Raw genomic sequence first — 25,004 nt, forward strand, 5'->3', positions numbered from 1 at the left:
ATATGGCCGCCGCGTGTGTGAGCTTGGCAGCGGCCAGTCTTTTACGAACTTTACTAATTGCCTGAATGGGCTGCTTTCAACGCATCGAGATTTTTAGAAATAGCATCCTTAGCGGTCGTCTTTCCAGTCCATACATCCCCTAGAACCGACCCGAGCAAGGTGTTAAACTCTGTCGTATGATTCGTATAGAACCACGCTGCAGGCTTCACAGCAGGTGATTGCGCATAGTCGACTACTGCAGATTTATATTCGTCATAAACAGGGAAGTTAGGATTTTCGACCCATTTACGGGTAAGGGTCTCATCCGTGTACCACTTCTCCAGCGTCGGCATCCAGATCCCCGAGCTAATGAGGCCCCAGTTATTTTCTTCTGAGTTGTACCATTTCAGCCATTCCATCGCTTCTTTTGGATGCTTAGTCTGGGAGAAGACGACATTGGCGCCACCCGTGTTGAGGGTAACCTTTTCCTTCATGTAAGGCAATACTGCAACGCCATAGTTCAAGCCTTCATTCTTGGCCGTATTCAGACTAGTTCCCACGTTCCACGCACCGTTAGTAGCCATGGCAACAGTTCCCGCGATGATGGTTCGTTGAATGCCATCATCAGTCTGTCCGACAGACAACGGAGCAACATGATCCTTCAAGTAAAGATCTGCAACCTTCTGAATTCCCTCTATACTGGCGTCTTCTCCAATTCTCACCTCAGTCCCATCACCCGAATAGAACCCTCCACCATTACCAAGCGCCCAGGTCTCAAGCTGCCATGGTAAGTTTTCAACGGATGCGCCAAACTGTACGATACTCTGCTCATTAAAGCCACTCTCATCAGGATGTTTACCATTTTTATCAAGGGTCAGCTTCTTTGCTGTTGTTACAAATTCGTCCCATGTCCACGCTTGGTCTAAAGCGGCTGGGGGATAGGGTACATTGGCTTTGTCAAACATATCTTTGTTGTAATAGAGGAGTAAGATTTCATTAGCAGCCGCGTAGGCTACGGTTTTCCCTTGATATTTGTAGGCTAAGCTATCCAGTGGTTTGCTGTCGCTTCCTTCGTACATTGTATTTACATCATTCAGCATGCCTTGGGTAGACCACTGAACGACCCCATCTTCTCTGAGCATCCCTGTATCAGGCAATTGCTCTGCCGTAGCCATTGTATTCAGCTTAGTCATGTAGTTTTCCCAAGGAATTGCTTGTACTTCTACTTCAATTCTGTCTTGAGAAGCATTAAACTTATCCGCCACTCCCTGGGTTACATTTCCCTCTTCCGCACTTCCCCACATCGAATAGATAATTTTGACCTTCCCCTCAGGCTTGGAGGTTGCGTTCTCAGATGCTTTGGGTGCATCAGATGCCTTGGTTACTGTGTTTGTCTCGTCTTTCGCGCAGCCAATGACACTTAACGCTAGTGCAGTTGAAAGAATACCTACCCCGAATGCTTTACCTACTTTCATTTCCCTCTCCCCCTTCATAATTACATAGATATGTCTAACCGTTTGACCCCTTAAGTTATTGAGTTAAACGTTTAGTACCAACTTTTTTAATAATTTCAACCTTTGCTTGGAATCCGAAATTTCGGCCAGCAGATACGACTTTTAATATCGTAAATATTTTCAAAAAGTGGTATAGAGTCTTCATGAACTTGGGATGTTTTAATGAAGTAAGCGCTTTATTGTTATTGTGTCATGATTTTCTATTAGGGAAAATAGCATTTTTCAACCTGATTTTTAAAAATTCCAACCTTTAAAGAATCATCTTTTTCATAAAAACGGCAGAATCAGCTGAACCAAAATATTCAATTGCAGCAACGACAATAAGCAGAGCCGTCCTCCTACCCCAATGGTAGAAGCACTGCTCTGCCTATTTAGCATTTATACACATATGCTGCTGTATGCAACAACGCCTTTTTTCTCTTCTCGAAACATAACTGCGTGAGATTTCCAGCTCCTTAGCAAATTCCCGCTATGTTATCGAATTTCTTGAGGTTGTGGCCACGAACCGAGGTCAAGAATGAAGGCGTCTCTTATTCGTTCCCCATCGTGCTGATGTCGATGACAAACCGGTAACGGACATCTGAAGCAAGCACACGCTCCCAAGCTTCATCAATCCGGTCAGCAGAAATGACCTCGATTTCAGAAGCAATATTATGTTCAGCGCAGAAATTAAGCATTTCCTGCGTTTCACGGATTCCGCCAATCATCGATCCGGCAAACGAACGGCGGTGGCCGATCAGCGAGAATACGTTAACTGCCAATGGATCAGCGGGCGCACCAACATTGACTAATGTACCATCCAATGCCAGAAGTGAAAGATAAGCATCAATATTAATTTGTGCGCTTACTGTATTCACAATAAGATCGAATGAACCGGCAAGCTGCTTAAATGTCTCCGGATCGCTGGTCGCATAATAATGATCCGCTCCTAATTGCAATCCGTCTTCCTTCTTCTTCAGTGACTGTGATAACACAGTAACCTCAGCTCCCATGGCATGAGCAATCTTCACAGCCATGTGTCCAAGCCCGCCAAGACCCACTACCGCTACTTTTTTGCCGGGAGCGGCTCCCCAATGGCGCAGCGGTGAATAGGTGGTGATTCCTGCACACAAAAGCGGTGCAGCCGCGTCAAGCGGAATAGCATCAGGAATCCGGACTACGAAGTCTTCTGTTACAACGATGTGCGTGGAATATCCGCCCTGAGTATAGTGACCATGCCGGTCGATAGCTCCATAGGTGCCCGTATTTCCACTCAGGCAATACTGCTCCTCACCTTTCTGGCAATTACTGCACTCTCCACAGGAATCAACCATACAACCTACCCCTACACGATCGCCAACTGTGTACTTTGTAACTTCGGAACCGACCTGGCTGACAATACCGGCGATCTCATGCCCTGGAACAAGTGGATACTTAACCGGTCCCCACTCCCCGCGGGCTGTATGAATATCCGAGTGGCAAATGCCCGCATATTTAATCTCTATAAGAACATCGTGCGGCTGCAGATTCCGGCGTTCAATTGTAGTTAGCTTGAACGGGCCTTCCTGACTGAATGTAGCGCGTGCATTAACCTTTATCATAGTGAAACCTCTCTTCTAGTTAATATAAAAAGCTGTAACGCCGACTTTACAAAACCTATGTTATTACTTAAAGTTAACTCTAAGTCAAGCATAAAATATAATTAAGACTGGAGATAGATGATGAAAACATACTCCATAAGTGAAGTTGCAGAATATTTTAATATGACATCACATACCCTGCGTTACTATGACAAGGAGGGACTTTTGCCTTTTATAGAAAGAACCCCCAGCGGGAAACGCGTTTTCAAAGAAACGGATATGGATGCTTTAAAAGTAATTGAATGCCTGAAGTCATCCGGGATGCCAATTAAGGAAATAAAACATTTCATTGAGTGGTGCTCTGAGGGGGACTCCACCTTGCAGCAGAGATATGATATGTTCCTGGAGCGGAAAGCTTCTGTAGAAGCACAGATGGAAGAATTGAGAAAAACGATGGAAGTCATAGACCATAAATGCTTCTACTACAAGACCGCCTTGGATAGCGGCACGGAAGATGTTCATAAAAAAAATAACATTAAGAGTGCATTTACTCATTAAAAATGGACCTTCAAATTACAGTAAAGGCGGGGCAGATTGGTCTGCCCCGCCTTTCTTAATTTGGACGCTTTTTTGCCAGCAGCTTCTCCGTAAAATTCACATCAAAAAAATGAATAATGGGTCCCAAACCAAGTGCGGACACTAGAGTACCTAAGCCTATAACGCCTCCTGCCAGGAAGCAAATCAAAGCACAAAGAGCATCCGTAAACATCCGGTGCCAAAAATAAGATATTTTCGGGACGTTATCCCTCATAATCAGGGACAGGCTGTCGTAAGGAGCGACTCCCACAGCCGATGTCTGATACAGGGATACCCCAAAACTGCATACCACCACGCCAATCGCTACGACGACCACCCGCTGCCATAACAGCTGAGGTTCGCCTAACAGAGATAGCCAAGTACTATGAAAGAACGTAGCGATATACCCCAAAAAGATTGCGTTTACAAAAGTCCCTGCTCCAATATACCTTCGTCCGGTGATGAATTCGATTACAAACAATACCAGGTTCAGCAAGATCAGAAAATTTGCATATGTTATACCCACGCACTCTGCAAGAGCCATCACCATGCCGCTAAAGGGATCATTCCCCATGCCGGACAGCTTAAAAATACTAATTCCCATGCCCAGAAATACATTGCCGATAACCATAATAATCAATCTTTTTTTATCCACGTTATAAAGATAACCCTTCATATTGCCCATCCTATTTTTCATATTAAAATTGCACCTTACAACAACCACGTCATTATATCATATATTCTATTGTTTGACGGTTATCTTTATTGATAGTATTCAATGATTTGGATAAGCCGGTCGGTCAGGACTATATTGTTTTGATGGGAACTGAAAAAAACAAAAGCAACCCGTCCGCAGATAAGTCGCCTTTGTAAAACTTTAGTGTTAACAGAATCTAACTTATGGCTTTAAGCTCAGCGCTTAGCCTTTTAAAAATGATGATAAAGCTTCATAAGAGTATATTTCATTCCACCGGGTTCTATAAGTTAATTTCAGACTTCTCTACTTCATGCCATTGAAAAAGCATTAACACAGGAGGAATATAAATTGGCTGGCCCCAGCAATAAATCAAATCAGGTGTAAAATTCGCAAGCCATAGCTCCCCATTCTCATCTAGTTGCATTCTCCACTTTCCGCTGGCAACAACTTTTTCCTGCTCCATAAGGAAACGAGCCTCATCATATGAACTTCAATTCCTTTATTGCGCTCTATGAAATCAAGGGCAGCTTGGTAATTACGTTCTTGCTCTTCTTCTTTTTCTGCAGTAAAAGCTGAATCGTATACCTCTGAGAAATCTAAGCCCTTAAGGTCATGGAGTTCCACTAGTTGTTTAAATGCGTCCGTTACAAAAAATTGAACGATAGCTGTTTCCTTTATTTTGAACAGTCTATAATCAACACTATCAATTACATTTGTGGTGTTAAGCAAAAACAACATCAAATCAGGATGAGCCAAGGGAAGTGTTTCGTCTTCTTCCGCAACAATTGGCTATCCGTAAATATCTCGAAAAATCATTGTACTTCCCCTTATTCTTGGTGTGCATGATTCTGGGTTCTCCTCCTTTTTTTCTCTGTATGATTGTACTGACAATAAGGTACCAAAAAATCTCCATTCAAAGAGAAAATCACGCCATTGATTCCATCGGCTGGTTCGCCAATTATTGATATTATCCCAACACTACCCAAGCAATCTGTCACTTCTCATTATTTTATTTGTGTTCAAAACTCCCCGTTCTTTGCCAATGATAAGAGTAGAAGAGTCTCCATTGCCAGCCATCTAGAGGCCGACTCTATCCACCCCTTCAGCAAATGGTTCAAACAAATGTCTGGCTATCCGCCAGGCAAGTTTCGCAGCCGCAGCAGGATGATTTAATATAGAAAACGGCGCTGCATCAGTGCAGCGCCGCTGTACCATTTTCAAGTTTGATCACAGCATCCAACCAACCTCCCTGTAGGCCCTCCAAAGCGCCTGAAAAGATTGCGACTGTGCCAGGTGTCATTTCGTACAACGTGTCTAGCAGCAGGAAACGAATCTCGATATCCATGCCATAGAGAGGCTCATCCAGCAGCAGAAACCATGGATCAGCAAGCATCGCCTGAGCAATCATAAGCCGTTGCTTGTTGCCGCCTGACAACCGCTGAATGGGCGTTTTCCACTCGGCAGTAAGCCCGAGCCGTTCACTTAGCTCACGAGATCGTTCCTCAATGGTTGCCCGTGGCATCAGCTTCATCTCACCCACATAACGCAAGTATGCCTCGACATTCATATTGTCATAGTACGCTGCCTGCTGTGGCTTGTAGCCCAGATAAGGCTTGAAAGCATTGCCTGACAACGTCACGCCATGAAGCTGATAGGTAATCAGGCCGCGTACAGGCTGGTATAGACCAGCTATCGCTTTGAGCAATGCTGTTTTTCCACTGCCATTGGCGCCCTCCAGACCATACCAGCCTGGCGGCAAAGCCAGATTCACATCCCCTAGCAGCAGGTGACCATTATCTGCAAGAAGTTCAACCGCGGTAAGTTTTAGCTCAGCTCCTCGCACCACTCTTCCCTCCTATCCATATTGCTTGTAATAATGCCGATGGCGCAGCAAAATACTTGTTATAACACCCAGCGCTATTGCCAGACTAACAGCAACAAGCTTGCTTGCAAGCCAGTGTTCGGACCCGTATTCGCTGAACAATTGAAATACGCCAAGCCTCTCGCCAGTGGAAAACTGGATGACGCCCACTGCGAGCACAACCGCGGTACCAGGCCATGTCCCGAAACGAAGCATTGCAGCCAGCGCTGCAAAAGCGCTCAGGCAGATCGGCAGTAATAGATCTGTGATCAGTAAAGTAGTGTTAGATCCGAATTCACCGCTGGTACCCGTCATAACGAGTATTCCATAAAACAACAGCGCTAGAAGGAGGTCATATAGCAGTATGGTTCCTATTCTGGCTACCATAAGCTGTACGGGTGTAACAGGAAAGGTCGCCTCAAGCTCACTCATTGGCTTATGCATGGATCGGAGTGAATAGGCCACACTGGCTACAGGAAGCAACAGAATCGTAAATAAAAATACATCCGGCTTGGCAGAGCTACTGAACCATTCACTTGCTACCAGCCCCTCAACGACTGCTCCTATGCCAATCATAAGCGCTGATGTAAGCCAAAACAGCCAATGCATCGTCCTTACCTGAGCTGCCATGCGTTGCATAAGCCTTACTGGTAAAGATATAGCGACAGTTGCTTGCCGCCCAGGCCTGTCATGTCTTGCCACTCGCTTGGAAGAGGGTATAGCAACCGCCCACTCAGGCTGTGTGGCATATGTGGCGGCAAGCGCCAGCAGAGATTCCGTCTGCTGGCCGCTGGGACCATCGACGGTATAGCGATCCAGTTGGCTGAATACGGCTCCGATCTGGTCATGCTCCCATCGATCCGCTGCTGCTTCACCCTTTTCCTCTAGTTGCCGCTGCTCTTGCAATTCCCTGTGCAGTTGACTGTCGCGACTAGCCTTATCGGCGCTACCGGCTCCGGATATGTAACTCATCCTGATCCTCCCCTTTCTGCAATGTATGGGCCAGTCGCCTGAACGCCCGATACAGCTTGGACTTGACCGTTCCAAGCGGCAGTTCCAGCAACTCGGCTATTTCATCCAGCTTGAGCTCCTCATAAAAACGCAAAATAACAATTTGCCGCTCCTCCTCAGGCAAAGCGCCAAGGGCAGCAATGACTGCTTCACGCTCATATTGCTTGTCTAAAAAAGACGCTACCGTATCCTTACCGCCATCTGCCGCATCATACACTCCGGTATCCTTAGCCGCTACTTCATAACGATAAGCTCCGGACTTCCATACATCACGGCACAGGTTCGTCGCAATTCGATAAATCCATGGTCGAAACCGTTCAGGCAACCGACCAGCTTGCAAAGCCGTGAATACTCTGACAAAACACTCTTGCACCAAATCTTCTGCGAGCTGACGCTTGCTGGTCAGTCGGTATAAATACGCATAGATGGTCTGATGATACCGATAGACGAACAACTCCAGCACGGCTGTATTCCCTTGCTTGTATTGCTCGAGCAGTTGCTCATCCGTAACAACAGCCCTGCTGTTCACTTGACTCTCTCCTTTCTCGCTCAGCACTATTGCCTGCACACGAGCCAACCTCTGCCTTTCCCCAATAGAAGCATACAGCAGAAAAGCAGTATTCCAGCTGCTGCAAATAATGCGATAGCGTTATGCGATTTATCTGTGAACCGGCTCACCGGCCAGACGGCTTGAAATAAATAGTACCGATTGAGCGGCATACTGGACATAAAATACTCCAGCAGCCACACCGTTGCCCCCACTCCTAGCCCGACAGCCATATTGCGCCCTAGCAGAGTGCCCAATGCCGCCAGACCGCCAAGGAACATATTCACACTGAGGCTATGTTTAATTATGTAAGCTAGTTGTGCCGTACTTAAAACGATCGCCCAGCGGTCAATTGCCCAGAGCAACGCTGCTTCATAGATAACTAGCAATAGCGCAGCGACCGCTCCTCGCTCGGCGAACACGAGTAATTGTGAATATGGATAGCTGAAATGATGGGCAAAAGTACCCTCACTGAAATCATCGGCGAACAAGGCAGCACTCAAGGCAATCGCAAGTAAAGGCAGCACAAATATAAAAGCCACTTTGACATGATAAAAACCAGGAGAGGGCATCATCATTGGCAGCATGAGGCAACCAGCTGCTATCAGCGCCGCAATAATAGCTATAGCTAGCAAGTAGCCGCCCCATAGGATGCGCCAAGCATATTTTGCACGGGACAAAAGAATGAGGGCAACCTTCATTGTCCTCCCTCCATTTTCCTTTGCAAATAGCCTCGCAGAAGCGCTTCCATTTGTTCATCAATGTCCTCGATTAGCTGCTCTGTGCCAATACTGTCATAGACAAGCTTGATGACATCGTAGACACTTTCAATACCGTACTGGCTGTATATGGTATTCATAAGGTCATAAACCTGATTCGGTGTACCGTTCAAAAAATAGCTGCTAACAGGTTCGAACAGTCGATCTGGCAGTTTCCCTCCGACCAGCTTGAGCTCGTTATAAGCCTGAAAAAAGTTATTCAGTGTATATTGGGCGTTTAAATTTAACATTCTCGCATTTCTAATCTCTCTACGTTTGGCACTGTAATCAAGCCAGTACTGCCCCGTTCTCAGTTGGATATTCCCATTTTTCCCTCGATCAATTTCCGCCCCAAAATAACTTGACACAGACACCTTAGACAAAAAGTGGACATCGCGAGCTTCCGGACCTCCAACTGATGCATCTACCATGCCAAGGGTGCTCATACTCACCATATTCAAACTATAATACGGATAATCGGCAAGTGCCATAGTAACCGTCTGGGGAAAACTCGTTGCAGCTTCTCCATCCAACTTTTTCAAAGTACGCGCCGCTTGGGCGTAATGCCTGGCTGCGAACTGTGCTGCTTCTTCGACAGAACGGGCAGGCAATTGACCAGATGCCAACAGACGCAACGTCTTGCCGTCTGCCGTCGCTTCTGCAAGTTGCAGATCGCCCCCAAATAATGTAAGTCCGCTTGCTTCATCCAGCTCCAGGCGCGTGATGGTCGCTCCCTTCTCTCCAGCCATCTTACTAGTAATGACAGAGGCGTTGGAGAACAGTTTCAAGCCACTTGGCCCTGTGATAGCAACTTCAAAGCCCGCCATAGGGCGCGGCAGTTGTGTGTCCAGAATATCTGTAGCGTGACGCCCCCATTCGTAGTGATCGGTAAGCAATTCCGATAGCCGGCTATTGCCGATAACAGGGTACCAGCCATAGAAAGCTGGCAGGAAAATCCTGTTATCGTCGACAACAGCGATCTGCTCCCATCTATCCCTGCTAGGAGCGACGGAATAATAATGCCGCCAATCATTTAGGGTACCTCTATATGTCATCTCGATCTCCAGATGCTCCCCTGGCATAACATCCGTTGCAGGCTTGATCCAAAGTACATCTGTAGCCTCTTCCCACTCATAGGCAGCAGCAGCACCGTTCACCTTCAGTTCCTGTACATCAAAGATATGTCGCAGCATGATTGGGAATCGCTCTAGTGTTGCCGCTTGTCCATTGCTTGCTTGCATCGTCGCCTGTATTTCTAACCCATGCCGCGGCAGTAATTCCAACTTCAGCTTGTAGCTGTTAATGTGTAGATCCTGGAACTTCATTCCGACAAGCAGATCTTTAATATGCGATACCGAGAGCGGATTGCTGGTATTCCCGTTTGTGTTAAGGGTGATCCGAGACATTTCCTCAATATCCGCCTCCGAATATTTACCCGCTGCAATTCCAGCAACGAGCAGTTGCTCCAATTCACGCTGTTGCGTGATATCATTGGCTGAAGTAAGACGTTCGCGATAGAAACGTTCATTGGCATCCGCAATATCTGCCCGTTCCTGCAGGTATCCGTACATCGCACTACCTGCCCATAACAATGCTGCACCTAGAATCAGCATCGTGGGATAGACAAGCCATGCCTTGACCCGTTCCCGCCTGCGTCTACATACTACAAGTAGAACAGTCATGACCATTCCTGCTGCTAAAGCTGCAACGATGCCGCGATGCAGCCAAAATGCCGGATCATATATAAATCCCCACATACGTGAGTAAGACTTACCAATATATTTAACTAGTGAATAATCGAACCAAATCTGCGTATGAGGGGGTAATGAAAAAGAAGGGCGATCGGTCTTAAAAAATTCCGGTAAAATAATTGCCAAGCTAAGCAACAGGACGAAGCTGATCAAGTAACTGTATCGCTTGCGGATAAGGATACCTACTAAGTAGGCAATTACAGTTGCAAATAACATCGGGATGGCAAAGGAAGCCAATACAGCAGAGGTATACCATTCACGCATTCCCCATGAGATGCCATCATTTACGACCAACCATACATAAGCCCCCATCGGCACGAGCGCAGCTGCTAACGGAAGGGTTACAGCACAGAGCAAGCGTGCAGCCTCCATTTCCCATGTTCGATACGGAAAGGTAGCCATCATGGTTGCTGTCTTCCATTCTTCATCCCGCCGTGCTATCGCTGTTGCCAGCAAAGGCAAAATAATGAGGGCTACAAGGCAATACACCTCAGAAATATCCATCACGTATACTGCACGATCCAATTTGGCATCGGCGTTCTGAAACATCAAATACAGGATGCCGACCACAGTTGCCAGCATTAGATACAAGCCTGGGCCACGCAGCAGTAGCTTGCACTCTGTTTTGTAATAGCGAATCAGGCTCATTGGCTATTCCCCGCTCTCATGACCCCGATATATCCGTCCTCAAGTCCTGCCTTTGCCTGGACTGCTCCAGGTAATGGGACAGAACTGGCAAGAACACGCGCCTCATAGCCGGCTCCTGAACGCTTTGCAGTCACGATGGCTGCAGTTTCTTTGAGCTCTGCAAGCTTCTCATCACCCACTTGGACCGTCCACACTTGTCCCTGCACACGCTGGAGCAATTGTTCTTGCGTACCGTGAAATACGATGCGCCCTCCGCTCATAATCGCCATACTCTTACAGTTATTATCAATATCGGCGACGACATGTGTAGACAGTAGCACAGTACGATCTTTACCCAGCTCAGTCAGCATATCACGAAATCGCATGCGTTCTTCGGGATCAAGCCCTGCCGTAGGCTCGTCCACAATAATGAACTGCGGATCACCTAGCAGCGCCTGGGCAATACCGATGCGCTGCCGCATCCCGCCAGAATATTTGCCTATACGCACATGGCGCTTCTCCTCCAGATTGACTCGGCGCAACATTTCGGCTACTGCTTTCCTCCGGACTTTTCCATTTGTAATGCCCTTCATGGACGCGACATAATCGAGATATTCTGCGCCTGTCAACTTGCGATATACGCCAAACTCTTGTGGCAGGTAGCCAAGCAAGCCACGAATTTCACGTTCATCCCGCCCAAGCTTGCAATGTCCAATTTGTACATCCCCTGATGTTTTCGGTATTACTGTTGCCAATATTTGCATCAATGTTGATTTTCCCGCCCCATTGGGACCGAGTAAGCCGAACATACCCGTACCCAATGTCAGGTTAATTCCGTTCAGTACTTGTTTACTGCCATATTTTTTGCACAATTGCTGGATAACTACATGCATCATTACCTGCCTCCATTCGTACTTGGCCAACTACCGTGCGCACGAGTAGATTGTCGAACAGTATAACGACACTCCCTTCTAAAAGTTTAAAAAACAGGTGATTTTTTAAAATAATAGTATCCTTGCGCTGCCAATATGACATTTGTTCGATGTGTCTACTACGACAAAAAAACCTCCAACCCCGTATATGCGGCTTCGGAAGTTATTCATTAACCTGCATTTCGCAGTTACTCTAAGTACAGAATCCCAAAATCACAGCTTCTATGAAATTCTGGTTTGTTCGAATGAACTTTGCTCCATGTTCCAAAGTGCGGATAAACCGTTTCATCGCCGCACTTGTAAAAGTTTCCTCTTATCCTTTTTCCCGGCACTGCCCGAAAATCCGAAAAATAAGATTGTACCCATGCCCATGAGATCGAAAAGCTTAATTCCCAATACGCTTCCCCTTTATCATTAATCTGATCCGTGGTGGATAGGACTTGGAAAAGTGCTGGATTGATAGTGATTGGGAAGCGATCATACCGATCCGCCCCTATCTGCAAGAGAATTGCGCCATTCGCATTAAATTCGAAATTCATATAGCGCTGGTCCGAATCCGGAGAAGGCTGAAAAAAGAACTCGATGCAGCTATCCTTATACACAGGATCATTCATGTTTCTATATGTTCGTATTGGATTCTGTTCGTAAACCTTAAACTGAAGCTTCAGATCCTCCTGACTGTAATTTAATCTTGCTGTAACGACCGGGTTATATCCTTTAAGCCATTGATACTGTTTAATGATCTGGAAATCTTCTGTAACTGAAACATCCGTCTGATTTATCAGGCGGGAAATCACTAAGGTTTCTAATTTTCTTTCCATGGTTCATTCCCTTCGGTTGGAAATCCCACTAGGCTAACACAGCAAAACAACCCTATTAATTAACTTGATTATTTAGACCCGCGACTTACCGGTTTTCCAATACGCAGTCTCGATCCCCGAAATTTCGCACGGCCGTCTGCCGTTACCTGTATTGGCGGATGATGGAACTGCACACTCTATATCCCCTCGGGCGCTTCCCCCACTTCCCGATCGATGGTCAGATCCCCCCGTATCCGTTCTCCTGCAATGCGGCGAAATAGGCGTCGAAATCTACCTTCACCTCGCCGAATGGAACCTCCCGGAATATGGCTCCGGAGCTTACTAGCCCTGCAATCCGTTGATGATCCAGCGGGTGGTACCCGACGGCACCGTATACATCCTTCAGTTCGACTGACTGATGTCGGCTGCCGTACTTTGCATGGGTGTGGACAAGTTATTCCTCAGCAGGTGTACACCACGCACCGGTTCATCCCCTGTTACCATCACCATGTTGGTCAACCCTTATTTCGCGCAAGGTAACGTAATTCCTTCATGGATCGCCCGGTCGGCTAAGAGAGCGATCTCCATCGCCCGGCAGGCTTCCTCCATTGCCGGTATAGGGGGCAAGTTGTTCTCCAGCATGGACAGGAAATAGTCCAGCTGGGCACCCGTAGGCTTTACGGAGAAGTCCATATTGATCTGCCGGACCGCTCCTTTCTCGTAGTCTTCGACCTCGATCAGATTCCCCAGATGCTGATCCTCTCGCGGTCGTTCGTTCTTGTATATGATGCGAATCCGGCCTGCCGGTCCGATAAATTCCTTCCGGTTATCAGTCGGAAGCCCCTTGCCCCACCCTGTCTCAAAGTAGCCGATGGAGCCGTCCGACAGACGGAGGGTCATGAGTCCGTAATTGTAAGTATACGGCGGGACATCTTCGTAGAGACGCTGCCCGATCCCATTGACGCTTACTACGTCCGCCCCTGTAGCCCAACGCATCACATCGATATAATGGACGCCGCAATCCACGATCGGCGAGACGTCCCGGAGCAGGGATAAGTGGGAAGCCCAATTTTTGGAGGGCTTCAATTGGGATAGCCGGATGACCAAAGGGAAGCCGATGGCGCCCTCCCGGATCATCTTCATAACCGCCTGGTACGTAGTGTTATGGCGAAGGATGTGACCGATCAGCACCTTGGTTTTAGCTCCACGGGCCAGCTTCATGAATTCCTGTGTTTCCCGTGCATTGCCCGCCATCGGCTTCTCGCATAGGATATGTTTCCCTGCAGCGAGACAATCTTTTGCGATCCCCAGATGGGAGGACGGGTACGTGGCGATAATGACCAGATCCACATCATCACGCTCTATCAAGACCCGGTAATCCGTGCTCCAACACTCAGCTCCGTATTGGCTTGCCACTAAGGAGGCCCTGTCCCGGTTCCAATCCGCCACGCCGATCAACCGGACCCGCACCTGTCGTGATATCGCGTCCAAGTGGAGAGAGCCCATATAACCGCAGCCTATCACGACCGCCCCGTACCTTTTCATGATGCATCCATCCTATCCTTCTCACTCGCAGAGGTTATTTTATGTTGATCCAAGCTCCTTGTTGGGAGAAACCGAAGTCTCCTTACAACGTCTAGTCTTCTTGGGCATTGATGATTTACCATTCTTCATGCATATACTTCTCTTACATTTGTACAATACCGGACTACTACAGAATAACCTGCATCTTGTTATGATACCTTGTCACCTTTATTATATAAGAATGATGGATAATTTTATTTAGCAAAGAAAGTTACTTTTTGCACGATTCCGTTATTCCTTCTAATTCTATGTAGGGGAGGGGCTCGGTTCATAGGTTCTTTCTTCTATCGCTTGCCGCAAGGTCTGCCATTTTTGTACGATGTATGCGGAACTTCAACCCTATAGATCGCCAATGCTGGGCGCACATAAAAAAGCAACTCCCTTTTTGCAAGTCGCTTTTAAAACACTCTATAGTGAATCTTAAGTTATTATCTACTATCCTCACCGCTTCGCCTTATAAAACTCATGATACAGCTTCAGAGCCAAGGATATCGATAAGTGTAATTTCATACCTTCTTTGTCCGTCCCAATCGGATCGTGCAGAGATACGTCTTTACGTGTTTTCTTGAGCGAACGCAGGTGCAACAGGATTTCGTTTTCAATACAACGAGCAGCAAATGTGGCTAGTTTGGTTCCTTTGTTTGGACGATAGCTCTCAATAGCTTTTATCAGGCCGATGGTGCCGATGGAGATCAGATCCTCCATGTCTTCCCCAGTGTTATCGAATTTCTTGAGGTTGTGGACACGATACGATGTCAAAATCCACTTTCTTGATAGAAAAGCGTTGATAGAAGTATGAAGGTTTTACCGGATGGATGGCTCTTTTTTTGTTATTCATTGTCCTTTTTTTAATAGTCACTTCGTTTTCTTAAATTTTCACTTGATATCAACAACTTAACAGTTGAAAGACATGATATTTAACATAGTTTGAGCATGTTTACAGTCACATCCGGGAAAGAATTAGCTGTGTTACGATATATCTTATTACTCTAGAGGAGTATTAATAATGTCAACAACTTGCAAAAGAGGTGTGTAATTGAAACTTCCAACAATCCAATTCGGACATATTAAATCGAGAGTTCCTGTTATTCAAGGTGGAATGGGTGTAGGCATATCCTTAAGTGGACTAGCCGCTGCTGTAGCCAATGCAGGCGGGATCGGCACCATCTCTGGTACAGGGATTACTCCTGATGAGCTGAGAATGCATATTCGCAAAACAAGAGAACTCTCTAAAGGGAATGGCTACATCGGTGTGAATGTACTATTCGCAGTGAAGGACTTTGCCGAAAAAATGAAGATTGCTTTGGAGGAAAAGGTTGACTTTATTATTTCCGGAGCCGGAATTTCTAGAGATATTTATGCTTGGGGTAAAGAATATGGTACTCCTGTCGTAACTATTGTTTCATCCGCCAAATTAGCCCGAATTTCCGAAAGACTTGGTGCCTCCGCAGTCGTTGTGGAAGGGTTCGAAGCTGGAGGCCATTTAGGTACAGACAGATCCATGTTTGATATCCTTCCTGAAGTCTTAGAGGCCGTTTCGATTCCTGTTATTGCTGCGGGTGGAATTCTAACAGGGGATGATATCGCAAAAGCCCTTCGGATCGGCGCATCTGGTGTTCAAATGGGTACCCGTTTTGTGGCTAGCCTTGAGTGTGATGCTCCCTTAGCCTTCAAGCAAAAGTATGTAGATGCTCAGCAAGGAGATACTGTCCTAATCAAGTCTACTGTGGGTCTAGAAGGTAGAGCGATTCGGAATGATTTTACGGACCGGATCAGTGATGATGCCAAATTAAAGATAGTCAAATGCTATAATTGTCTAAAGGTTTGTTCACATCGCTTCTGTACAATGGAATCCCTGCTCACTTCCCTTAGAGGAGATGTTAAGAACGGATTGGTTTTTGCTGGGTCCAGAGTTCATGAGATTAAAGAGATTTTGTCCGTACAGCAGATTATCGACAATTTAATGGATGAGTATCAAGGGGCATTGAACCCGACAACTTAAGGTTGTTATAAGATTCAAAAGCACGATTAACCACTTAAGCAAGCTTGGGATTTCCGAGCATAAGTGGTTTTTTTATTTCGCTTGATACTCAAATCTAGTTATATTTAATAAGCTTTTGTGTTGTATTTAACTAAAGATTTCCGTACCTTTCTTTTTAATTGCAACAACAGCTAAATATCTTCACAGCCAAAATGCAATATGCCCAATCCCCAGGATAATCGCAAAAGATGACTGGATATATGTACTCTTCAGAGCACCACTTAACAATTTTCCCTCTCCCTTTCTCATGTATTTTTATGAGTTGGTTTAATACAAAAATTCGCTGAACTATATCTTCTCTAAAAAATTCTAATATGGTCCTTGAAGCTTTCTATGTATGCCGGTTAACGGATACTACCTTGTGATTATGAGTTTACCGCTCAGCCTTATAAAACTCATGATAAAGCTTCATGAGCGCCCTCTTCTCTATCCTCGAAACATAACTCCGCGAGATCCCCAACTCCTTAGCAATCTCCCGCTGTGTCCTCTCTTCTCCACCTGTATCCAGCCCAAACCTACCCACCACAACTTCTTTCTCCCGGTCATCCAGAATATCTAGGTTGCGATATATTTTACTCTTCTCGATCTTCAGATCGACTTCTTTAATGACATCATCAGCTTCGGAGCCAAGAATATGGATAAGTGTAATTTCATTACCTTCTTTGTCCGTCCCAATTGGATCGTGCAGGGATACGTCTTTACGTGTTTTCTTGAGCGAACACAGGTGCATCAGGATTTCGTTTTCAATACAACGTGCTGCAAATGTGGCTAGCTTTGTTCCTTTGTTTGGACGATAGCTCTCAATAGCTTTAATCATTCCGATGGTGCCAATGGAGATCAGATCCTCCTTGAGGTTATGGGCACGATGTGATGTCAAAAAATAAACCAATTACGATCGATTCTGATTCGAATTGGTTTCCTTTTGCATATTATATTTAAATTGTAGTTTCCGATTGATTTCTTGTGTACATCCTGGTAATCCATTTAAATAACACTTTACTTGATCAATCAACTCTAAGTAAGATATCAGATTATTCATACTTGTTAAATTGCGTCTAATAATATCCTCGGTTTCAATATGATAGCCACCGTTTTTCACACGTAGAGCAATACATTCAATATTTAGCCGAACATCTGCTAGTTCCACATAAAACACAATAATTTCAAAGCCTTGTTCCTTTGCATCCTCATCTACCTTATAACGTTACCACCCGCTAAAGTGGTTTCCACAATGAAATCCCACTTATTCCAGATACACTACCTGGCTATTCTTATGGCTTCTTTCCCAGCAGATACTTTACTCTTTTCAGGATGCCCATTAGTGATCTTGCGGCTATGCATCTGGAATCATCAGTGATTCTGCTTTATGCCATGCTCCGATATAGAATCTTCCACTTTCATGAAATGAAAAACATAATATTCTCCGTTAATTTTTAGCTGTTCCTCTTCTTTTTGATTTCGTCAAATTCACATAAAGATAAGTGAAATTCAAGGTTTTTGGTGATTCAGCCAGATGATGATACTCAATATCCAATGGATTCCCCAAAAACTATCATAAATTGTAATCTATTTAACACAATAGTTTACATATACGTTACACATAATAATTAAAAGAGCCGTTTTTTCCTTTTCACAAACTCAAAATATATTAAATTTATAATATTCATTGACTGAAACAAATACTAGTGTTATATTTCCTAACATTAAATAATAAAATACATACAGGAAAAGGAGATTACGCACATGAATAAGTTCAAACGTCTACGTGAAACTAAAAGAGAGCATTCTGGTTCCACCCGATCTGAATATTCACCAGCAAAAAAAAATTGGAGTAAAAAGCAATTTATAGCTACTTCAATTGTGTTATCTGTTATTGCTACGAGTGTAATTCCGTTCCAAACAGCTGACGCTTTAACTAGAGTTACTTCAGAAAGTGGCACAGTATGGGAGATTCACGATGTTTTTGCTCCTAGCTTAGACACAGGAAGTTTACGTACAGTTGGTTCTACACAAGTACAAGGTTTCGGCAATATCTTTGTTAAAGTGTCCTCGCCTTCAGCTCCACTGATGAATGGTCAAATGATGCGTGGGTTTGACTTGAAATATGACGGCGTTAATAAGTTTACTTCGGCTCAATCTGTAAATCTAGGAAATGTAACTGTAACACGTGAGGTGTATGTGGATACTATTCATAATCGAACGAGATTCTTTGATACTTTCACTAATAAAAATGATGTGGCAATAAAAGTTGATGTATCATTCGGTGGCTCTTTAGGATATGGTACAACAACAAATGCTTCAGTAGTTAAGGCAACCTATTCAGGCGATCTAAAGGTAACTACAGATGATTCATGGATTGTTGTAGATAGTAGCGCCAAAAACAATAAGCCGCTAGGCGTTGCAGTGGGATCTCCAAAGCCGTTTGATAATGGATTAACCGGTCTAGGTAATCAGCAACAGGATCCATTCACAATACCCTTAGCTGAGTATGGAAATGAAGCGAATTTCTATGGGTTCATTAATTCACTAAATATTGGGCCGGGCGAATCGAAATCCCTAGTAAATTATGTACAAGTTGGAGAAGCTGGTGAAGAAGGGTTGAAAAATCTGGTTGCTATGCTAGATGGACTTAATAGTCTGCTGGATGTAACAGGATTAACAAACGCACAAATTCGGTCAATTAGCAACTGGGATATATCTGCTATAGAGGGACTTGATACTGGAGATCATCTGGTTATACCAAATGCTCCTGCGCCTAAAGAATTAGTAACTTCATCGCCGTATGATGTTAAGAATAAATCAATTGCAGAAATGCAACAGGATATGATTACTGGCAAAACTACCTCTGTACAAATTACTCAAGCCTATTTAGATAGAATCAAGGTATACGATGAGGGACAATTGGGATTCCATGCATTCCTGCATGTATCTGAAACTGCGCTTAACCAAGCAAAAGCTGCTGACGATGCCCGTGCACAAGGTGTAAAAGGTGATTTATTGGGTATTCCAATTGCGATAAAAGATATTTATGATACAAAGGATATGCCTACTACCGGTGGCAGTAAAGCTCTTGAAGGCTGGCAGCCTGATTCTGATGCATTCCAAGTGAAAAAACTGCGGGAAGCTGGAGCTGTAATTATTGGTAAAGTAAATACTTCTGAGTTTGCTAACAGCGGAAGCTTTAGTGAAAGCGGCTGGCAGCAAACATGGAATGCACTCTATCCATCGAAAACATCTTTTGGCTCAAGCGGCGGGTCTGCAGTATCTGTTGCAGCTGATTTTGCAGCAGCAGCAATGGGATCGCAAACAGGGGTATCTCTATATGCACCAACTACAGGCGCTAGCTTAAAAAGCTTCCGGGGTACAGACGGTATGGCAAGTACTACAGGTGTACTGCCACTCACTTGGGGACAAGATTATGCAGGTCCCATTGCTAAAACAGTAACTGACCTAGCCATTATATTGAATGCTACAACGGGTACGGACCCACAGGATATTTTCACAGTCACTGCTGATGCAGATCATAAGCGTCCAGTGGATTGGAAGGAATCTCTGGATGTTAATGCATTGAAAGGAAAGAAAATTGGATACATTCCTGCATCCTTTGTATCTGCATATGCTGATGATGATACTGGACAGGCAGTGATGGATAAGTTCTCAGAGCTTCAAGCAGCGGGTGCGACTATGGTTGAAATGTCAGCTGTACCATCAGGCCCTAGTCGTCCTTCAGGTATTAATGGATCTACTGAAGGTTGGGCACGTTATATTGAGCTTCATAAGGACTTCCCTTATATTGATGGAGCAAGTGTACTAGCTTCAGATAAAGTGCTTATCTATAATCAAAGAGGATATAGTACCCCAACTCGTATGACTGAACAGGCTGTACAAGATTACATTAAGTATAGAACTGACTATAAGGATGTTATTAAAAGCTGGATGGACGCGAATGGCGTTGATGCTGTTGTTTATGCAGGTTTTATTAGTGACGTATATAACAATGACGCAGCAGCTTCTCAATTAAGTTCAGACCGTAACACAGGCGTATTAACCTCTACTATGGGTCTACCTACGGTAGTTGTTCCTGTAGGAACGAATGACAGCGGATATTCTATCTCTATGCAACTGGTTGGTAGAGCATGGGACGATGCAAAAGTTTTAGGCATGAGCTACGCTCTTGAGCAACAAAGTCAAGCTAGACTACTTACAACATTTGCTCCAGCACTTCAATACGTTTCAAACTCTACTAATCCTGATCCAAACACAGATAATGGACCAACCCATCCAAATACTGGAGGAGGTACAGTGACACCTCCAGCAATAACAACGCCTATAGAAACACCGGCACCTGCAGAAACAATAACACCAGCAGATAAGCCGAAAGTTGTTAGTTTTGTAGATACAATGAATCATTGGGCAAAAACAAGCATTGACGCACTAATTGCTAAGGGATTATTGACGGGGTATTCCGATGGAACATTCCGCCCAAATTCAGGTTTGACTCGTGCCGAAGCAATTAAAGTAATTGCAACTTATATGGGACTTGAAGGACAAGAAAGTAACTTTATAGATGTATCTCCAACTCATTGGGCGAATAAGTTTATTGGTGCAGCTGCCGGATCAGGCTTGATGAACGGATATAGTGACGGAAGCTTCCGTCCAGATGAGAAGATTAGCCGTGGTGAATTAGCGGCACTAATCACTCGAGCTTTTAAGCTAACAGGTACTGGAAACACATCATTCAAAGATGTTACAAGAAATGCATGGTATTATGATTCCATTGATGCACTCGCATCCAATAATATTATTACAGGATACGCAGACAGTACATTTAAGCCTGAAAAAGATATTACTAGAGCAGAGTTTGCAACAATTGTTTCCAGATTACTTGAGACTACTAATTAAAAGAAATTCAATTAAAAATGACAGAGTACTCGAGTAACCACGTTTACAGGAAAGGCCATCCCGAAAGGGATGGCCTTATAACTTGCCGTTACAGATAGTGCGATGAACCGTATCATAAGTAGGGCTAACCCTATCCACACAAAAAACGACTCATCCGTAGACAAGTCGCTTTTCAAGTTTTATTATTAATAGATTATTACTGTGTAATTGTCATCAGTCTCACCGCTTCGCCTTATAAAACTCATGATACAGCTTCATCAGCGCCCTTTTCTCTATCCTCGAAACATAACTCCGCGAGATCCCCAGCTCCTTAGCAATCTCTCTCTGCGTCCTCTCTTCCCCACCTGTATCCAATCCAAACCGTCCCACGACAACTTCCTTTTCTCGGTCATCCAATATATCGAGATTTCGATAAATCTTGCTCTTCTCGATCTTCAGATCGACTTCTTTAATGACATCATCAGCTTCTGAGCCAAGGACATCGATGAGAGTAATTTCATTACCTTCCTTGTCTGTCCCAATTGGATCGTGCAGAGATACATCTTTACGAGTCTTCTTCAAGGATCTTAGGTGCATCAGAATTTCGTTTTCAATACAACGTGCTGCAAATGTGGCTAGTTTGGTTCCTTTGTTTGGACGATAACTCTCAATAGCTTTAATCAGGCCGATGGTGCCGATGGAGATCAGATCCTCCATGTCTTCTCCGGTGTTATCGAATTTCTTGAGGTTGTGGACACGATACGATGTCATTTCCAAATGACGCTTACATCCAAAATACATGGTACGCTGCATTGACGATTATTAATTCCCTCTAGATTAATTAATAAATTTCTTAGTGAAATAAATTTCCTATCCCTCTAAATTGTGATACCAAATAATCAATATCACTTTGAAAATCACCTTTTTGTAGAATTTGATTTATGTAATCATTTTTTATTTTCGTACCATCAACAGCTCGGTGTAATAATTCATTCTGAATGATTGCTTCTTTATAAGAATTTTCAGTACACTCTCTAATGTCTACATCAGTAATATTAGAGCTTAAAAAATCGTCATAATATTCCACAATCACCTCCACGCCTAATGCTGAAACAATTAAATTATTAGCCATCTCAGTAGATAACAATATATCCGAGATTTCATCATAAAAAGGCCTAGTAAGTTCATCAAGCGTATCACAATCTAAGTAAGTAAAATCTTTTGTGTCTAGAGAAATACTTGTCTCGTAAATATTTCCTATCTTGCTTAAATCACAACAAATTTATTGGAGCTAATCTTTCCATTTATCGATATAATTCTCCCTTCCTTAAGAAGCACTATAATTTCATTTGTACTACTTTCACACGCATGAATTTGCAAATCGCCAAAGTCCCAATTTTCCACAGACTCAATCTCATTGATAGCTTTAAGCCCTTTTACTTGCACGACTCTGAGAAGCCAATTTAATTCAATTACGTTTTTTGTAAATATTATTGCATTAAAATTAGCACTCATCTTTTCATCTTCCACCGTTTGTTTCATTGATTGCCCTTGTCACTCTTGTGGAATCTGCACCAGGATAAAGGCTGATAAAATCACCATTTTCCTTGACTCTCAACAAACCTTCCCTTTTGTACTATTCCGTTGGCTATTGACTTCCGCCCTCAACTTATTATAGGAGTTAGAGCTATCCATCGATGCCTTTACATTTTTAGATCTAACCGTCGTTATAGATCACTTCGGTTTTCTGTGTCTGCGATACGTTATTGATCATCCCGCTGACCGTACTGGATTTGAGCGCGCCAATTTCGTCATAGCTGTATCCAAACACACTGCCGTTACGATCGGTTTTGCTGGTTAATTGCCCTAATGTATTATAGAATAAGCTTTTACTTTGAGAAGCCCCTTCCAGCTTGCTCGTCAAAAACCCAACTTTGTTATAGCTCTTGGTATTCAGCGTTTGCTCCGTTCCACCTTTAGCTTGCACCGTGACTTTCGCAAGTTGACCATCCCCATCGTACGTAAAGCGTGTGTGCTTTAATGCATCGTTGACGGAGGTTAGACGATTTAGAGCATCATAACTATATTCTCAACCACCGCCATACTCAGAATGTCAAATGCTAAATTACAAAAAATAAGCCACATAGAGTTATTACACTCGTATGTGGCTAAAGCACTACTATTCTTCTAAATAAGGTGATTCAAAACTCTCAACAAATAAACCTGAATTAATGATCTTTATTAAAGAATCATTACATTCCTTCACACTCCCTAAATACATGTAATAATCAAAACCAAAGTGAACAAACATCTCTCTAATTTGAAATTTACACCAAATCTTTTCTCTTAAAATTAATTGAGAAAGTAATTTCAACTCGTACACAGAGATATAGTCGCCATTTTTCACACTGTTATAAATACTTTTCATCTCGTCAGTGTAGATGGAATGGAATTCAGCTTTCTCCACGTCAAAGTTATATTTTTCTAGATCTACTACTTGAATTGTGTTTAAATTATTCTCATTCATTATTAAATTTATAGCCGTTATATATAATGATTCAGTTTCTAAATAATTTTCAATTAAAAAATCTCCAGATGGATACAAATTCCCGACATCACTTATTGAAGTCCATTCATTTTTTGTGTATACATCATTAATACGGTTAGCTGGGTTATATTTAGTAATCCTCCAAAAGAATTTGTACATTTCAATCTCCAATCCTATTTAATAACGCATCATAAGTACCCAAATGAGTATCTTTACTCAACCAAATATCCCTTTTTTTGAATCAATTTACATATACCTCCGATATGCAAATCAAGATCTTGGGCAATATAGAGTTTACCATTTTTATACACTAGTTTATCCTTAATTTTTACTTTCGTCTTTGTAAAACCCAAATATTCCGCTAACATATCTGTTTCTTTATTTATTAATCTTAAGGTTTTACCGCTTACTTGAGTTTTTAAAACTTTATCTTTACTTCCACCGGAAAATAGACTTAGAGCAGCGCCAAGCATAGCATCGCCCATAACTTGAAATCTTCCATAATCTCTCATTAATTGATCAATCTGCACTTCATACGTATCCTCATTTATACTTGGATCATAATATCGTGCCATTAGATAGTAAAGACCTGTCTCTTCATCGTATACTTCACCTGTATATAAAAGGAGTTAGAGATTCTTTCTATCTAGTGATGTTCCAACATTTTATTCATCTTGCACATCTATCTGATATAATAAAAAAGCAACTTCCCTGTTGGCAAGTCGCTTTTAAAATACTCTATTGTAAATATTTAACTTTTTCTAACATCCTAGCGCTTCGCCTTATAAAACTCATGATACAGCTTCATAAGTGCCCGCTTCTCAATCCGCGACACATAACTCCGCGAGATCCCAAGCTCCTTCGCAATCTCCCTCTGTGTCCTCTCTTCCCCACCCGTATCCAATCCAAACCGCCCAACGACAACTTCTTTTTCCCGGTCATCCAGAATATCTAGGTTACGATATATCTTACTCTTCACGATCTTAAGATCGACTTCTTTAATGACATCATCCGCTTCGGAGCCAAGGATATCGATAAGTGTAATTTCATTACCTTCTTTGTCCGTCCCAATTGGATCATGCAGGGATACGTCTTTACGAGTCTTCTTCAAGGATCTTAGATGCATCAGGATTTCGTTTTCAATACAACGTGCTGCAAATGTGGCTAGTTTGGTTCCTTTGTTTGGACGATAACTCTCAATAGCTTTAATCAGGCCGATGGTGCCGATGGAGATCAGATCCTCCATGTCCTCTCCGGTGTTATCGAATTTCTTGACGTTATGGACATGATACGATGTAAAATCACCTTGTAATAAAATAATATCTTAGAACCCTTATT

Annotated in this window: 23 protein-coding genes and 2 pseudogenes; 3 read left to right on the forward strand and 22 right to left on the reverse strand. The window is 43.6% G+C overall.

Annotated elements, in window-relative coordinates:
* Nucleotides 1–53 precede the first annotated feature (53 nt).
* Together MKY14_RS20010 and MKY14_RS20015 are read right to left on the reverse strand one after the other, a co-directional pair.
* Entirely contained in the window at nt 54–1,454 is a 1,401-nt protein-coding gene (locus tag MKY14_RS20010) for an ABC transporter substrate-binding protein (protein WP_340977170.1), read from the reverse strand.
* Nucleotides 1,455–2,023: 569 nt separating this feature from the next.
* The gene (locus tag MKY14_RS20015; RefSeq protein ID WP_280752627.1) at nt 2,024–3,073 is read right to left on the reverse strand and encodes an NAD(P)-dependent alcohol dehydrogenase; all 1,050 of its coding nucleotides are present in this window, start codon (nt 3,071–3,073) and stop codon (nt 2,024–2,026) included.
* Nucleotides 3,074–3,193: 120 nt separating this feature from the next.
* On the opposite strand from MKY14_RS20015, the gene MKY14_RS20020 reads away from it, so the two are divergent.
* Nucleotides 3,194–3,610 (forward strand): MerR family transcriptional regulator, encoded by a 417-nt coding sequence (locus tag MKY14_RS20020; protein WP_312148712.1) that lies wholly within the window; start codon nt 3,194–3,196, stop codon nt 3,608–3,610.
* Between the two features lie 55 nt (nt 3,611–3,665).
* Here the strand turns inward: MKY14_RS20020 and MKY14_RS20025 are convergent, their stop codons facing one another.
* The 12 genes and pseudogenes from MKY14_RS20025 to MKY14_RS20080 all read right to left on the reverse strand — a co-directional run.
* Nucleotides 3,666–4,325, reverse strand: coding sequence for a YczE/YyaS/YitT family protein (locus MKY14_RS20025; protein WP_248547753.1), 660 nt, complete (start codon nt 4,323–4,325; stop codon nt 3,666–3,668).
* Between the two features lie 414 nt (nt 4,326–4,739).
* Nucleotides 4,740–5,081 (reverse strand): hypothetical protein, encoded by a 342-nt coding sequence (locus tag MKY14_RS20030; protein ID WP_076221106.1) that lies wholly within the window; start codon nt 5,079–5,081, stop codon nt 4,740–4,742.
* Between the two features lie 436 nt (nt 5,082–5,517).
* Nucleotides 5,518–6,168, reverse strand: coding sequence for an ATP-binding cassette domain-containing protein (locus tag MKY14_RS20035; protein ID WP_076125354.1), 651 nt, complete (start codon nt 6,166–6,168; stop codon nt 5,518–5,520).
* A 12-nt stretch (nt 6,169–6,180) separates the two neighbouring features.
* Complete coding sequence (locus MKY14_RS20040; protein ID WP_340977172.1) at nt 6,181–7,158, reverse strand: hypothetical protein; 978 nt, start codon at nt 7,156–7,158, stop codon at nt 6,181–6,183.
* Entirely contained in the window at nt 7,133–7,726 is a 594-nt protein-coding gene (locus tag MKY14_RS20045; RefSeq protein ID WP_076125358.1) for an RNA polymerase sigma factor, read from the reverse strand. The genes MKY14_RS20040 and MKY14_RS20045 overlap by 26 nt, the downstream gene beginning before the upstream one ends.
* 26 nt (nt 7,727–7,752) lie before the next feature.
* On the reverse strand, nt 7,753–8,445 hold the full coding sequence (locus MKY14_RS20050; RefSeq protein ID WP_076125360.1) for a hypothetical protein: 693 nt from the start codon (nt 8,443–8,445) through the stop codon (nt 7,753–7,755).
* The gene (locus tag MKY14_RS20055; RefSeq protein ID WP_340977173.1) at nt 8,442–10,901 is read right to left on the reverse strand and encodes a hypothetical protein; all 2,460 of its coding nucleotides are present in this window, start codon (nt 10,899–10,901) and stop codon (nt 8,442–8,444) included. The genes MKY14_RS20050 and MKY14_RS20055 overlap by 4 nt, the downstream gene beginning before the upstream one ends.
* Entirely contained in the window at nt 10,898–11,776 is an 879-nt protein-coding gene (locus MKY14_RS20060) for an ABC transporter ATP-binding protein (protein WP_256715762.1), read from the reverse strand. Before MKY14_RS20060 ends, MKY14_RS20055 begins: the two co-directional genes overlap by 4 nt.
* Before the next feature lie 224 nt (nt 11,777–12,000).
* Nucleotides 12,001–12,633, reverse strand: a complete 633-nt coding sequence (locus tag MKY14_RS20065; protein WP_076125364.1) for a carbohydrate-binding family 9-like protein — start codon at nt 12,631–12,633, stop codon at nt 12,001–12,003.
* A 501-nt stretch (nt 12,634–13,134) separates the two neighbouring features.
* Entirely contained in the window at nt 13,135–14,082 is a 948-nt protein-coding gene (locus MKY14_RS20070; RefSeq protein WP_445669887.1) for a Gfo/Idh/MocA family protein, read from the reverse strand.
* Nucleotides 14,006–14,164 carry a hypothetical protein gene (locus MKY14_RS20075; RefSeq protein WP_248547758.1) on the reverse strand — a complete coding sequence of 53 codons (159 nt, stop codon included), beginning with the start codon at nt 14,162–14,164 and terminating at the stop codon, nt 14,006–14,008. Before MKY14_RS20075 ends, MKY14_RS20070 begins: the two co-directional genes overlap by 77 nt.
* Before the next feature lie 504 nt (nt 14,165–14,668).
* Nucleotides 14,669–14,985: pseudogene (locus tag MKY14_RS20080) on the reverse strand (sigma factor); the annotation flags it as partial.
* Between the two features lie 247 nt (nt 14,986–15,232).
* Here MKY14_RS20080 and MKY14_RS20085 point away from each other — a divergent pair.
* Complete coding sequence (locus MKY14_RS20085) at nt 15,233–16,198, forward strand: NAD(P)H-dependent flavin oxidoreductase (protein WP_076219033.1); 966 nt, start codon at nt 15,233–15,235, stop codon at nt 16,196–16,198.
* 412 nt (nt 16,199–16,610) lie between these two features.
* Here the strand turns inward: MKY14_RS20085 and sigK (MKY14_RS20090) are convergent.
* Nucleotides 16,611–17,084: pseudogene (gene sigK / locus MKY14_RS20090) on the reverse strand (RNA polymerase sporulation sigma factor SigK); the annotation flags it as partial.
* Between the two features lie 896 nt (nt 17,085–17,980).
* On the opposite strand from sigK (MKY14_RS20090), the gene MKY14_RS20095 reads away from it, so the two are divergent.
* Nucleotides 17,981–21,139 carry an amidase family protein gene (locus MKY14_RS20095; protein ID WP_340977174.1) on the forward strand — a complete coding sequence of 1,053 codons (3,159 nt, stop codon included), beginning with the start codon at nt 17,981–17,983 and terminating at the stop codon, nt 21,137–21,139.
* Nucleotides 21,140–21,358: 219 nt separating this feature from the next.
* Here MKY14_RS20095 and sigK (MKY14_RS20100) read toward each other — a convergent pair whose 3' ends face one another.
* From sigK (MKY14_RS20100) to sigK (MKY14_RS20135), 7 genes are all read right to left on the reverse strand, one after another.
* Nucleotides 21,359–21,931 (reverse strand): RNA polymerase sporulation sigma factor SigK, encoded by a 573-nt coding sequence (sigK, locus tag MKY14_RS20100; RefSeq protein WP_405169074.1) that lies wholly within the window; start codon nt 21,929–21,931, stop codon nt 21,359–21,361.
* 40 nt (nt 21,932–21,971) lie between these two features.
* Nucleotides 21,972–22,205 (reverse strand): hypothetical protein, encoded by a 234-nt coding sequence (locus tag MKY14_RS20105; RefSeq protein WP_076193554.1) that lies wholly within the window; start codon nt 22,203–22,205, stop codon nt 21,972–21,974.
* A 179-nt stretch (nt 22,206–22,384) separates the two neighbouring features.
* Nucleotides 22,385–22,660 carry a hypothetical protein gene (locus tag MKY14_RS20110; RefSeq protein ID WP_076193557.1) on the reverse strand — a complete coding sequence of 92 codons (276 nt, stop codon included), beginning with the start codon at nt 22,658–22,660 and terminating at the stop codon, nt 22,385–22,387.
* A gap of 175 nt (nt 22,661–22,835) precedes the next feature.
* A complete protein-coding gene (locus tag MKY14_RS20115; protein WP_340977175.1) occupies nt 22,836–23,105 on the reverse strand; it encodes an RHS repeat domain-containing protein in 270 nt (89 codons plus the stop codon).
* A 192-nt stretch (nt 23,106–23,297) separates the two neighbouring features.
* A complete protein-coding gene (locus tag MKY14_RS20125; protein WP_076193563.1) occupies nt 23,298–23,825 on the reverse strand; it encodes a hypothetical protein in 528 nt (175 codons plus the stop codon).
* Nucleotides 23,826–23,878: 53 nt separating this feature from the next.
* Nucleotides 23,879–24,196: a toxin C-terminal domain-containing protein gene (locus MKY14_RS20130; RefSeq protein ID WP_340977176.1), complete on the reverse strand. Its 318-nt coding sequence runs from the start codon at nt 24,194–24,196 to the stop codon at nt 23,879–23,881.
* A gap of 239 nt (nt 24,197–24,435) precedes the next feature.
* The gene (gene sigK / locus MKY14_RS20135; protein WP_340978044.1) at nt 24,436–24,987 is read right to left on the reverse strand and encodes an RNA polymerase sporulation sigma factor SigK; all 552 of its coding nucleotides are present in this window, start codon (nt 24,985–24,987) and stop codon (nt 24,436–24,438) included.
* Nucleotides 24,988–25,004: the final 17 nt, after the last annotated feature.

Source organism: Paenibacillus sp. FSL R5-0887, assembly GCF_038002305.1.
Classification (GTDB): Bacteria; Bacillota; Bacilli; order Paenibacillales; family Paenibacillaceae; genus Paenibacillus_AQ; species Paenibacillus_AQ odorifer.